The sequence below is a fragment of the Xanthomonas sp. AC360 genome (assembly GCF_979258225.1).
This window is the reverse complement of sequence record NZ_OZ409846.1, coordinates 3,327,919-3,340,612: the sequence shown is the minus strand read 5'-3', so window position 1 is coordinate 3,340,612 and position 12,694 is coordinate 3,327,919. Positions and strand designations below refer to the sequence as shown.

At 65.2% G+C, this 12,694-nt stretch carries 12 protein-coding genes, 1 other RNA gene and 1 pseudogene; all 14 read left to right on the top strand.

Annotation, left to right across the window (positions count from 1 at the left end; genetic code table 11):
• Positions 1-82: 82 nt before the first annotated feature.
• The 14 genes and pseudogenes from asnS (at position 83) to ACZZ0O_RS14445 (ending at position 12,685) form a co-directional block, all read left to right on the top strand.
• Positions 83-1,477: an asparagine--tRNA ligase gene (gene asnS / locus ACZZ0O_RS14510; RefSeq protein WP_323514048.1), complete on the top strand. Its 1,395-nt coding sequence runs from the start codon at positions 83-85 to the stop codon at positions 1,475-1,477.
• A pseudogene (locus ACZZ0O_RS14505) lies at positions 1,455-1,855 on the top strand (ADP-ribosylation/crystallin J1); the annotation flags it as partial. The gene asnS and the pseudogene ACZZ0O_RS14505, both read left to right, overlap by 23 nt.
• A complete protein-coding gene (locus ACZZ0O_RS14500) occupies positions 1,852-2,157 on the top strand; it encodes a hypothetical protein (RefSeq protein WP_115527530.1) in 306 nt (101 codons plus the stop codon). The pseudogene ACZZ0O_RS14505 and the gene ACZZ0O_RS14500, both read left to right, overlap by 4 nt.
• A complete protein-coding gene (locus tag ACZZ0O_RS14495; RefSeq protein ID WP_463591097.1) occupies positions 2,154-2,489 on the top strand; it encodes a hypothetical protein in 336 nt (111 codons plus the stop codon). Before ACZZ0O_RS14500 ends, ACZZ0O_RS14495 begins: the two co-directional genes overlap by 4 nt.
• 1 nt (position 2,490) lies before the next feature.
• Positions 2,491-3,123 (top strand): FMN-binding negative transcriptional regulator, encoded by a 633-nt coding sequence (locus ACZZ0O_RS14490; RefSeq protein WP_463591096.1) that lies wholly within the window; start codon positions 2,491-2,493, stop codon positions 3,121-3,123.
• 93 nt (positions 3,124-3,216) lie between these two features.
• On the top strand, positions 3,217-3,879 hold the full coding sequence (gene can / locus ACZZ0O_RS14485) for a carbonate dehydratase (protein WP_055844683.1): 663 nt from the start codon (positions 3,217-3,219) through the stop codon (positions 3,877-3,879).
• An 85-nt stretch (positions 3,880-3,964) separates the two neighbouring features.
• Positions 3,965-4,495, top strand: coding sequence for a 3-hydroxyanthranilate 3,4-dioxygenase (locus tag ACZZ0O_RS14480; protein ID WP_463591095.1), 531 nt, complete (start codon positions 3,965-3,967; stop codon positions 4,493-4,495).
• A 60-nt stretch (positions 4,496-4,555) separates the two neighbouring features.
• Complete coding sequence (locus ACZZ0O_RS14475) at positions 4,556-6,685, top strand: FUSC family protein (RefSeq protein WP_463602841.1); 2,130 nt, start codon at positions 4,556-4,558, stop codon at positions 6,683-6,685.
• Between the two features lie 32 nt (positions 6,686-6,717).
• Positions 6,718-7,992, top strand: a complete 1,275-nt coding sequence (gene kynU, locus ACZZ0O_RS14470; protein WP_463591093.1) for a kynureninase — start codon at positions 6,718-6,720, stop codon at positions 7,990-7,992.
• A gap of 169 nt (positions 7,993-8,161) precedes the next feature.
• A complete protein-coding gene (locus tag ACZZ0O_RS14465) occupies positions 8,162-9,529 on the top strand; it encodes an FAD-dependent oxidoreductase (protein ID WP_115553474.1) in 1,368 nt (455 codons plus the stop codon).
• A 61-nt stretch (positions 9,530-9,590) separates the two neighbouring features.
• Positions 9,591-9,667, top strand: a non-coding RNA gene (locus ACZZ0O_RS14460) — sX9 sRNA.
• 201 nt (positions 9,668-9,868) lie between these two features.
• A complete protein-coding gene (gene sbcB, locus ACZZ0O_RS14455; RefSeq protein WP_463591092.1) occupies positions 9,869-11,314 on the top strand; it encodes an exodeoxyribonuclease I in 1,446 nt (481 codons plus the stop codon).
• On the top strand, positions 11,311-11,997 hold the full coding sequence (locus ACZZ0O_RS14450; protein WP_115561783.1) for a DUF2461 domain-containing protein: 687 nt from the start codon (positions 11,311-11,313) through the stop codon (positions 11,995-11,997). The genes sbcB and ACZZ0O_RS14450 overlap by 4 nt, the downstream gene beginning before the upstream one ends.
• A 121-nt stretch (positions 11,998-12,118) precedes the next feature.
• Positions 12,119-12,685, top strand: coding sequence for a DUF2939 domain-containing protein (locus tag ACZZ0O_RS14445; protein ID WP_463591091.1), 567 nt, complete (start codon positions 12,119-12,121; stop codon positions 12,683-12,685).
• Positions 12,686-12,694 lie beyond the last annotated feature (9 nt).

The window sequence follows — 12,694 nt, the reverse complement described above, 5'->3', positions numbered from 1 at the left end:
AGCGGTTCAGATGGCTCGCGCCAGCGCGGTCGCAGCCAGTAAACTCGCAGACCATTCAAGGTCGCTACGGCGAGGAACAGTCATGACGGTGGTCAGCGTTGAACATGCGCTTGCGGGCAAGCTCCCCGACGGCGGCGAAGTCACGGTACGGGGGTGGGTGCGCACGCTGCGCGGATCTGCCGGACTGGCCTTCATCAACGTGACCGATGGCTCGTGCTTCGCTCCGATCCAGGTGGTGGCCAACGACACGCTGCCCAATTTCGACGAGATCAAGCGTCTGACCAGCGGCTGCTCGCTGATCGCCAAGGGTGTGCTGGTGAAGTCGCAGGGCAAGGGCCAGTCGTTCGAGATCCAGGCCAGCGCTGTCGAAATCGTGGGCTGGGTCGAAGACCCGCTCACCTACCCGATCCAGCCCAAGCCGATGACGCCGGAATTCCTGCGTGAAGTGGCGCATCTGCGCCCGCGCACCAATCTGTTCGGCGCGGTGACACGCATCCGCAACTGCCTGGCGCAGGCGGTGCACCGTTTCTTCCACCAGAACGGCTTCAACTGGATCAGCACGCCGATCATCACCACCTCCGACGCCGAAGGCGCCGGGCAGATGTTCCGCGTCTCCACGCTGGACATGGTCAACCTGCCGCGCGATGCCACGGGCAACGTGGATTTCAGCCGCGACTTCTTCGGCAAGGAAACCTTCCTCACCGTGTCCGGCCAGCTCAACGTGGAGGCGTATTGCCTTGCCCTGAGCAAGGTCTACACCTTCGGGCCGACGTTCCGCGCAGAAAACAGCCACACCACGCGCCACCTGGCCGAGTTCTGGATGATCGAGCCGGAAATCGCCTTTGCCGACCTGGCCGAAGATGCGCGGCTGGCCGAGCAGTTCCTGAAGTACCTGTTCCGCGCGGTGCTGGACGAGCGCGGCGACGATCTGGCCTTCCTGGCCGAGCGCGTGGACAAGAACGCGATCAGCAAGTTGGAAGCCTTCATCAATGCACCGTTCGAGCAGATCGATTACACCGAGGCGGTGAAGCTGTTGCAGAACTCCGGCAAGAAGTTCGACTTCCCGGTCGAATGGGGCCTGGACCTGCAGACCGAACACGAACGCTGGCTCACCGAAGAACACATCGGCCGCCCGGTGGTGGTGACCAATTATCCCGAGCACATCAAGGCGTTCTACATGCGCCTGAACGACGACGGCAAGACCGTGGCGGCAATGGATGTGCTGGCGCCGGGCATCGGCGAAATCATTGGCGGCAGCCAGCGCGAAGAACGCCTGGATGTGCTGGATGCGCGCATGGCGCAGTTCGGTCTGGATAAGGAGCACTACAGCTGGTACCGCGATTTCCGTCGCTACGGTTCGGTGCCGCATGCCGGTTTTGGCCTCGGGTTCGAGCGCCTGGTGGTGTACGTGTGCGGGCTGAGCAACATCCGCGACGCCATCCCCTACCCGCGCGCGCCGGGCAGCGCGGAGTTCTGAGTGAGCACGGAGGCGGCCACCGTCACGATGTATCGCCCGTTGGGGCCGGAGGAATACGCCCTGGTGCGTGACTCCGGCTTCCGACGCTGGCCACCGCGATTGCCGGAGCAGCCGATCTTCTATCCGGTCACCAATCAGCGCTATGCCGAAGAAATTGCATCACGCTGGAACGTCAAGGACAGCGGCGTCGGCTATGTGGCGCAGTTCGATGTGCTCGCCGCGGTCGTCGACCAGTACGCCATTCAAAAAGTCGGCGGCGCCCATCACACCGAGTGGTGGATTCCGGCCGAAGACCTGGACACATTCAACGAGGCGATCGTCGGCCTCATCACGATCATTGCCCGCTTCGATGCTCCGCCTGCCGAGTCCCGCACATGACCCTGTTCTTCGCGCTGTGTTTTGTCGGTGTCGCCGTTGCCGGGCTGACCGCGTTGCTGATCTTCTGGCCGCTGACCCTGGTGCACCTGCGCGACCGACACTCTGATGTGTTGGCCAGCTTCGGCGACCCGGCCTTCATCAGCCCGACCGCGTGGCGCTGGTTGTTGGCGCGCCGCTACCGCAGCTACCGCGACAGTGCGCTGTCCGGTCTGGCCACACCCGCCTGGCTGTCGCTGCTGACCATTTTTTTCGGCCTGGGCATGGCGGCCCTGCTCGGGCTGCTTTCCAAGGTACTGGCATGAATATCATCGACATCGACGCAGCACACAGCTCCGACGGCCGCGATCAGTGGTGGCTGGCCACCATCGGCCGTACGCTGATCTGGGCGCGCCTGCGCATCAAAGAAGCCGGCACTGCCGAAGTGCTGGACAGCGATGGCAAGACGTTGGCCTACGACAGCGAAGACACCGCACGTGCGGCTTTGTTCGATGCCGAATTCGTGGCATTGGACGGGCTGGACGAAGAAGATGCGCTGATCCGCGGGTTTTCGCTGCATGAGGTGTCGCCACCGCACGGCGATAACGATGCCGACCTGCGCGAGCGCATGGTGGTGAGCATGGGCGGCCGCGCCTGAGATGTACGCACCGCGCGCGTTTGCACAGACTGATCTGGCGCTGCTGGACTGGCTGCTGGCGCGTGACCCGTTCGTCACCCTGATCAGTCAGAGCGACGACGGACAACCAGCCATCTCGCACCTACCGGTGCTGTATCGGCGCGACGACCAGCAGGTGCTCATCGAGGGCCACTGGGCACGCCCCAATCCGCAAGCGCACCATGTGGGCGATGCAGTGATCGTCGTGCAGGGGCCGCACGCCTATGTGTCGCCGGGCTGGTATCTGGACAAGGAAGCGGCCGCGCGCGTGCCGACATGGAATTACGCCATCGCGCATCTGCATGGGCAATGCACCGAGCTTGCCGATGAAGACGCGGTGGGCGAGTTGATCGGCCGGATGAGCACGCACTTCGAGCAACGCGTCGGCAGCGACTGGCAATTCGAGATGGAGCGCGACAGCCATCGTCGGCAATTGCGTGGGCTGATCGGCTTCCGCTTCGTGCCAAGCCGCATCGAACTCACCTTCAAGCTCAGCCAGAACCATCCGGCCGGCAATGTTGCAGCGGTGGCCGATGCGCTGGAGCAGCAACGTTCAAGCGATGCGCAGGACGTGGCCGCACTGATGCGCAATGCGTTGCGTGCGCGCCAGAGCTGATCGCCTTGTCATTGCGTTCGCGTTGCTGCACCACCGCTTTATGACCCGCCTCTGTCTTGTTTCCTCCCCGTCGTCATCTGGAATACTGCGCGCATGAACGAGCTCAACCATTTACTTGAAAACAACCGTGCCTGGTCCGAGCGTATCCGTCGCGAAGACCCGGAATTCTTCTCCAAACTGTCGACGCAGCAGACCCCGGAATATCTGTGGATCGGCTGCTCCGACTCGCGCGTGCCGGCCAATCAGATCATCGACATGGCACCGGGCGAAGTGTTCGTGCACCGCAATATCGCCAATGTGGTGGTGCATAGCGATCTGAACTGCCTGTCGGTGATCCAGTTCGCCGTCGACGTGCTCAAGGTCAAGCACATTCTGGTGGTGGGCCATTACGGTTGTGGCGGCGTGTTCGCCAGCCTGACCCAGAAGCGCATGGGCCTGGTCGACAACTGGATCCGCCACGTCACCGATGTGGCCGACAAGCACGAAGCCTGCCTGCACGATGCCGGCGATCTGCCGGTGCAGCATGCGCGCCTGTGCGAGCTCAACGTGCTGGAACAAGTGGTCAACGTCTGCCGCACCACCATCGTGCGCGATGCGTGGGAGCGTGGGCAGGAGTTGTGCGTGCATGGGTGGGTCTACAGCCTGCGCGACGGCCATGCGCACGATCTGGGCATGTCCATCGACCGCGCCGACCTGCTGCAGGAGCGTTACGACGCGGCACTGACGAAAATTCAGGCCGATCACGCCGAACGCTGAGTCGGCGCTGCATGTTTGACCGACCGCGGCGCCCATCGGCGTCGCGGTTGGCTATGCTGGAGGCCTTCTTCGCCGAGGAATGTCGATGCTGGTCCCGCCGATCAACCTGCATGCCTGGATCGAGCAATACCGCCACCTGCTCAAACCGCCGGTCGGCAACAAGTGCATCCAGCAGGATGGCTTCATCATCATGATTGTCGGCGGGCCCAACGCGCGCACCGACTATCACTACGACGAAGGCCCGGAGTGGTTCTTTCAGCTCGAAGGCGAGATGGTGCTGAAGGTGCAGGATGAAGGCGTTCAACGCGACATCCCGATCCGCGCTGGCGAGATCTTTCTGCTGCCGCCGAAGGTGCCGCATTCGCCGCAGCGCACCGCCGGTTCGATCGGCCTGGTCATTGAGCGCGAACGCTTGCCGCACGAACAGGACGGGCTGCAGTGGTACTGCCCGCAGTGCAATCACAAGCTATATGAGGCGATGTTTCCGCTAGGCAATATCGAAACCGACTTCCCGCCGGTGTTCGATCACTTCTATCGCTCGCTGGCACTGCGGACCTGCACGCAGTGCGGGCATCTGCATCCTGCGCCGGAGCGCTATGTTGCAGTCGATGCCTGAGTTGCGCTGGCGCCAGCGCATGCAATGCACACGCCGGCCGCACCCACACAAGCACGCAGCATGCTGCGCGCACTGATCGACCTCAAGCCGCGCGATGTGCCGCTGCGCGTGGCCTTGCGTAACACCGCAGCGGTCGTACTGCCGCTGGCGATCGGCGTGGCCACCGGGCATGTCGCCGCAGGCCTGGCGGTGTGCAGCGGCGCGCTGAACACGATGTTTTCCGATCAACCCGGGCCCTACCGTGCGCGCTTGCAACGCATGCTGATGGCGGCCCTGGCCGCTGGCCTGGCGGCCTTGTTGGGCGTATGGGTTGGCCACGACACGCCTGCCCTGGTGATCGCCGGGCTGCTGCTCGGCCTGGGTGGTGGCCTGCTGGTGGCGCTGGGCCCGGTTGCGGCGCGGGTTGGCCTGACCAGCATGATCCTGCTGGTGGTGAGTGCAGACATGCGGCTGCCAGTGGAACAGGCGCCCGGCGTGGCTGCGCTGATTTTTGCCGGTGGCCTGCTGCAGGTGTTGCTGGCCCTGGCGGCCTGGCCCTTGCAACGGTATCGCCCGGAACGCTTTGCGCTCGCCGACCTGATGCGCCAGCTGGCAGCAATCGCACGGCAACGCCCGGAAGCCAGCGCAGCACCGCCGGCAACCCAGGAAGTGCTGGATGCCATGGTGATGCTGCACGGCGAACACCGCTCACGCGCGATCGCGGTGCAGAGCTTTCGCATCATTGCCGAGCTCTGCGACCGCGTGCGGCTGGAGCTGCTGTCGTTGGCCGATGCGGACACCCGCCTGACCGACTCGCAGGCACGCCCGGCGATCGAGCGCGTGCTCGAACGCAGCGCCATTGTGCTGGAGCAGCTGGCCCACACCATGACGGTGGGCGAGGATCCGGTCGCGGCCAACGCGTCGATGACCGGCTTCGACGATCTGGTCGGCACGCTGGCACAGTTTCAGCACGATAACGCCGATACCCGCGAGCGCCGGCTGGTGCGTGTGGCGGTGGCCCGCGCGCAGGGATTGGGCGGGCAGTTGCGCGCGTTGATCCGCAACGCGCACTGGGCCAGCAGCCGCGGCGAAATCCAGGCGCAATTGGCCGAAGCGCGGCTACCGGCAGCGCTGCGCCCGGCCGCGACCTGGGCGACGTTGCGGGCAAACCTGGATCTGTCGTCGGTGGCGTTCCGGCATGCGCTGCGCTGCGGCGTGTGTCTGGCACTGGCCATCGCCGTCCAACGCTGGCAGCAGATTCCGCACGGTTTCTGGATCCCGATGACCACCGCCATCGTGCTCAAACCGGATTTCGGCGGCACGTTCAGCTTTGGCGCCTTGCGCGTGGCCGGCACCTTCATCGGTTTATTGGTGGCCACACTGCTGGCCCATTTTGCGATGGATGGCGCCGGTATCCGCATGGCCTTGCTGGCGCTGTTCTGCCTGGGTTTTCGCTTGTTGACTCAAGTGAACTACGGCATCGGCGTGGCGTTTCTCACCGGCATGCTGGTGCTGCTGCTGTCCTTCGAAGGCATGACGCCCGGCGAGGCGGTCGGTGCGCGGCTGCAGGCCACCGTGGCCGGCAGCGCACTGGCACTGATCGCCTACGCGCTATGGCCGACGCGCGAGCGCCGGCATATCCGCGCCTCGCTGGCGCAGTTGCTCACGGCCTATCGCGAGCATCTGCACAACCTGTTGCTGGGCCAGATGGATCGGCTGAGCGACAGCCGCGCCGCCGCACGCGTGGCCCGCACCAATGCGCAGGCATCGATCGAACGCCTGCGCGGCGAGCCACGCAGCCGCCGCAATCTGCACGAACTCAAGCTAGCCGAATCGCTGCTGGCCAATGGCAACCGGCTGATCCGCGCCACGCTGCTGTTGGAGGCGGTGCTGCGCGATGGTCACCCGCTGCCGTCGCTGGACGCACTGCCCGCCTTCGCCGATGACGCCGACCAGGCGTTGGCCGAGCTGATCGCGTGCCTGAGCAACGGCGGCACGCCGGCTGCAGCCACGCTACGCAGCGCCGAGCGCAAACTCTCCGACGCGTTGGCCGCGCTGCCGGATGGTTCGCCGACCACCGCCGCGCTTGCCGACACCATCGACCGCGTCACCGACAGCATCGGCACGCTCACTCATCTACTACGCCCTGCCCGACCGGCCTCGACCGAGACGCCTGCGGTGCATGACGGCGCGCAAGGTGCCGGAAGGTAAACTGCGGCATCGATCCAAAGCACGCGAGCCCGATGACCACCGACCCGCTGTCCCGTTCCCACGCCGTGGCGCTGGATGCCGCCGACCCGCTGCGCAGCCTGCGCGACGCTTTTGTGTTCCCGCAGCACGATGGCCGGGATCAGACCTATTTCGTCGGCAATTCGTTGGGCCTGCAACCGCGTCAGGCACGCGCGATGGTGAGCGAAGTGCTCGATCACTGGGGCGCGCTTGCGGTGGAAGGCCACTTCACCGGCCCCACCCAATGGCTGACCTATCACCAACTGGTGCGCGACGCTCTGGCGCGCGTGGTGGGCGCGCAACCTGGCGAAGTGGTGGCGATGAACACCCTCAGCGTCAATCTGCATCTGATGATGGCGAGCTTTTATCGCCCTACGCCTGAGCGCGGCGCGATCCTGATCGAAGCCGGCGCATTTCCGTCCGACCGCCATGCGGTGGAATCGCAGTTGCGCCTGCACGGGCTGGATCCGGCCACGCAGTTGATCGAAGTGGACGCCGATGAGCCCAACGGCACGTTGTCGATGGCCGCCATTGCCGATGCCATCGCCACGCACGGTTCGCGTCTGGCATTGGTACTGTGGCCCGGCATCCAGTACCGCACCGGCCAGGCCTTCGATCTAGGCGAAATTGCGCGACTGGCACGCGCGCAAGGCGCTGCGGTGGGCTTCGATCTGGCGCATGCGGTGGGCAACATCCCGCTGACCCTGCACGACGATGGCGTCGACTTCGCAGTGTGGTGCCATTACAAATATCTCAATGCCGGACCCGGCGCGGTGGGCGGCTGTTTCGTGCACGCGCGCCATGCCACCAGCGATCTGCCGCGCATGGCCGGCTGGTGGGGACACGAGCAGCAGACCCGCTTCCGCATGGATCCGCAGTTCGTGCCCTCGCCCGGCGCCGAAGGCTGGCAGCTGAGCAACCCGCCGGTACTGGCATTGGCACCGCTGCGTGCATCGCTGGAGCTATTCGACCAGGCCGGCATGGCTGCGCTGCGCGCCAAGTCCGAACAGCTCACCGGACATCTGGAACAGCTGATCCAAGCACGCGTGCCGCAGGTGCTGCAGATCGTCACCCCGGCCGAGCCGGCGCAGCGCGGCTGCCAACTGTCGTTGCGGGTGGCTGGCGGACGCACGCAAGGGCGCGCGTTGTTCGAGCATCTGCATGCGGCCGGCGTTCTTGGCGACTGGCGCGAACCGGACGTGATCCGCATCGCGCCGGTGCCGCTGTACAACCGTTTCAGCGATCTGCACACCTTTGTGGAGCAGGTGGAAGCCTGGGCCGCCGGTTGAGCGCCGCACACTGACTGCATCGCTACCGGTCACGTAGCAGGCACACGCGAAACCCGCAGACGCCCACGTACACTCCGAGCGCGCCTTCGGCAACGCAGGCGCGCTATAGCCAACTGCTTCTTTCCTCACTTTTGCCGGCTCCCGCGTCCGGCCGCTGCCGGACATTGCATTGAGCCCCGTCTCCCCTCGCTCCCTGACCCTGATCGGCGCCGGCCTGGCCGGTTGCCTGCTTGCCATCCTGCTGTCGCGTCGCGGCTGGCAGGTCACCGTGTACGAACGGCGCGGCGACCCGCGCATCAAGGGCTATGAATCCGGCCGCTCGATCAACCTGGCGCTGGCCGAACGCGGACGCCACGCATTGCGTCAGGCCGGTGCCGAAGAGGCGGTGATGGCCAAGGCGGTAATGATGCGCGGCCGCATGGTGCACCCGATCGAGGGCGAACCGCAGCTGCAGCGCTACGGCCGCGACGACAGCGAAGTGATCTGGTCGATCCACCGTGCCGCGTTGAATATCGCCTTGCTGGATCTGGCCGAACAGGCCGGCGCATCGGTGCATTTCTATCGCCGGCTGCACACGGTCGATTTCGACGCCGGCTACGCGCGGTTTATCGATGACCGCGACGATCAGCCGCACGAGATCCACTTCCAGAGTTTGATCGGCAGCGACGGTGCCGGCTCGGCACTGCGCGCGGCCATGCAGCGCAAATCGCCGTTGGGCGAGCGCATCGAGTTCCTGGATCACTCGTACAAGGAACTGGAAATCCCGCCATTGCCCGGCGGTGGCTTCCGTATCGAGCGCAATGCGCTGCATATCTGGCCGCGTGGGCGCTACATGTGCATCGCGCTGCCCAACGACGGCGGCACCTTCACCGTCACCCTGTTCCTGCCCAACGCAGGCAACCCGAGCTTTGCCACCACCCGCACCGGCGAAGAAGCGCATGCGCTGTTTGCACGCGATTTTCCGGATGCGCTGCCGCTGATTCCGCAGCTCGAAGAACACTGGGAAGAACATCCGCCCGGCCTGCTCGGCACCCTCACCCTGGAGCGCTGGCACCTGGATAACCGCGCCTTGCTGATCGGTGATGCCGCACACGCGATGGTGCCGTTCCACGGTCAGGGCATGAATTGCGCCTTCGAAGATTGCGTGGCATTGGCCGAGCAGATGGACGCGCACGACGATATCGGCAGCGCGTTCGCGGCGTTCGAAGCCGCACGCCGCGACGATGCCGCCGCGATCCAACAGATGGCGCTGGAAAACTATCTGGAAATGCGCGACCGCGTCGGCGATGCCGACTTCCTGCTGCAGCGCGAACTCGAGCAGCAATTGCAGGCGCGCTGGCCTACCCGTTTCGTGCCGCACTACACGATGGTGACCTTCCTGCGCACGCGCTATTCGATTGCGTTGGCGCGCAGCGACATCCAGCGCGAGATTCTGGTCGAGGCCACGCGCGGTCACAGCGATCTGTCGCGTATCGATTGGGCGGCGCTGGAAGCGGTGGTGCACGCACGTCTGGAGCCGCTGGAAGGCGCGCACTGAGAGCGACGAAGACAACGGCTGCGCTCACCGCCAGGCGGGCGCGGCCAGTGCTCGGTGCGGTATGGACCATTCGTACCCGCTGGTCCTGAGCCCGACGTCCACATCCACCTGACGACTGCTCGCCCTGTGGTGTTGGCCGCACCAAGATCATGCTCACGTTTGCGCACTGTGCGCAGACGCTCACGCCGCGCTCGCAACGCACGCCAAACGCGGGCCCCATACAGCAGCGCCTGACCCAGCGCACAGCTGCGCCTCAGCGCGCCGGCGCTGCGATGAGAGATACTAGCGGCCACTGGCGGCGCATACGCCGTGCGCCGCGGATCTGGATCTCGCACCCGCATGCCTGACAGCTTTCTCTTCTACGACCTGGAAACCTTCGGCCAGGACCCGCGCCGCACCCGCATCGCGCAGTTCGCCGCCGTGCGCACCGACGCGCAACTGCGCGTGATCGACGAGCCGATCAGTTTCTTCGTGCAACCGGCCGACGACCTGCTGCCCTCGCCGTACGCCACCATGGTCACCGGCATCACCCCGCAGCACGCGCTGCGCGAAGGCGTGACCGAAGCCGAAGCGTTTGCGCGCATCGCCGAGCAGATGAGTCGCCCGCAGACCTGCACGCTGGGCTACAACTCGATCCGCTTCGACGACGAGTTCGTGCGCTGCGGGCTGTTCCGCAATTTCTACGATCCCTACGAGCGCGAGTGGCGCGGCGGCAATTCGCGCTGGGATCTGCTCGATGTGCTGCGACTGGTGCACGCATTGCGCCCGGACGGCATCACCTGGCCGCAGCGCGAAGACGGCGCCACCTCGTTCAAGCTCGAACATCTGGCCGATGCCAACGCAGTCCGCGAAGGCGATGCGCATGAGGCTTTGTCCGACGTGTACGCCACCATCGGCATGGCGCGCAAATTTCAGCAGCATCAACCCAAGCTGTGGGAGTACGCGTTGCGCCTGCGCGACAAGCGCTTTGCCGCCACCTTGCTCGATGTGATTGCGATGGAACCGGTGCTGCACATTTCGCAGCGCTACCCGGCCTCGCGCATGTGCGCCGCGGCCGTGCTGCCGCTGACGCGACATCCGCGCATCGACAGCCGCGTGATCGTGTTCGATCTGGACGGCGACCCGGAAGTGCTGTTGCGGCTGAGCCCGGACGAGATCGCCGACCGGCTGTATATCCGCGCCGCCGATCTACCCGAAGGTGAGCAGCGCATCCCGCTCAAGGAAGTACATCTGAACAAGTCGCCGGCGCTGGTGGCCTGGCAGCATCTGCGCGCGCCGGATTTCCAGCGCCTGGGCCTGGACCCCGATGCGGTGCTTGCCAAGGCCGCACGGCTGCGCGAACTGGGCCCGCAGCTGGCAGAGAAGGTGCGCCAGGTCTACGGCAACGAACGTGCCGCGGCCGCCGCGGTCAACGATGCAGATGCCTCTCTCTACGACGGTTTTCTGGCCGAAGGCGACAAGCGCATGCTTACCCAGGTGCGCGCCAGCGCGCCGGACGAACTGGGCGCGCTGGAAACGCGGTTTCGCGACCCACGCCTGATCGAGCTGCTGTTTCGCTATCGCGCACGTAACTGGCCGCAGACGCTGTCGTTCGACGAGCAGGAACGCTGGAACCAGTACCGTCGCAAGCGCCTGCTCGAAGACCATGGGCTGGGCGAAGTCACCCTGGACCAGTACAACGCGCAGATTGCGGATTTACGGCTCGCTCACCCCGACGATGCTACCAAGCAAGACCTGCTCGACCAGCTCGCCGCCTGGGGTTCGGACCTCCAACGCACGCTATGACCACCTATTTTTCAGACGCCAGCTTCAAGTTCCTGCGCGCCCTGGCCCGCCACAACGACAAGACCTGGTTCGCCGATCATCGCCACCAGTACGAGGCGCATGTGCGTCAGCCGTTTCTGCAACTGATCACCGATCTGCAGCCGGCGCTTGCCGAGGTCAGCGAACACTATCGTGCCGACCCCAAGACCCAGGGCGGCTCACTGTTTCGCATCTATCGCGATGCGCGCTTTTCCAACGACAAATCGCCCTACAAAAACTGGCAGGGCGCGCGCCTGTTCCATGAGCGCCGCCGGCAGATGCCGGCACCGTCGTTCTACATCCATCTGCAACCGGGCGAGAGCTTTGTCGGTGCAGGCCTGTGGCACCCGGAGCCGGACACCCAACGCAAGCTGCGGCAGTTCATCTTCGAAAATCCGGGCAGCTGGAAGAAGGCCGCATACGATCCCAAATTGCGGCGCAAGTTCGCCCTGGACGACAGCGAAAAACTGGTACGCGCACCGCGCGGGTTTCCCAACGATTTCGAGTTCATCGACGATCTCAAGCACCGCAACTGGGCGTACCTGCGTCATCTGGACGACGCCATCATGACCGGGCCGCGTCTGCGCCAGACCATCGAGGCAGACCTGGTGACGCTGGCGCCGTTTGTGGATTATCTGTGCGCCGCCCTGGACCTGGAATTTTGAGGCGAGCTGCGGCGCAGGTATATCGCGCCACGGCGTTGCCGCGCCATCGGCGGCCTGGTGCTACCGTCTGGATGCAGTCGAACCATCTCCCCTCACCGCGCATGGCAACGGAGTGCGAACGATGAAAAAGCGCTGGTGGATCGTGCCGCTGCTGGCCGTGGTACTGCTGGCGAGTTATGTGGTGGCGGGGCCGTATCTGGCCATCCGCGGCATCAGTCAGGCCGTTGCCGATCGCGATGCCGCGCAGCTGGAAAGCTACGTGGATTTCCCCAGCCTGCGCGTCAACCTCAAGGCGCAACTGGACGATTATCTGATCCGTCAGGCCGGCAGCAGCATGCAATCGAGCCTGCTCGGCGGCTTTGCGTTGCAACTGGCCAGCGGCATCAGCGGCGCCGGCGTGGATACCTTGGTCACCCCGCTGGGCATCGGTGCCCTGCTGCAAGGCCACAGCGTATGGAACCGCGTCATCGGCGACACCGTCAGCGCCGATACCTATGCGGCACCGGCACCGGCGCGCCCGCTGCAAAGCGCGACGCAGCGCTTCGAATCCACCCGCCGCTTCACCGCCACCACGCAGACCGCCAACGGTGCACCGGTGACCTTTGTGCTGACCCGCCAGGGCCTGCGCTGGCGACTGACTGATATCCAGCTGCCGTTGCCGACCGCACCGAGCGAGCAAACGCCGTAATCGCGTAGC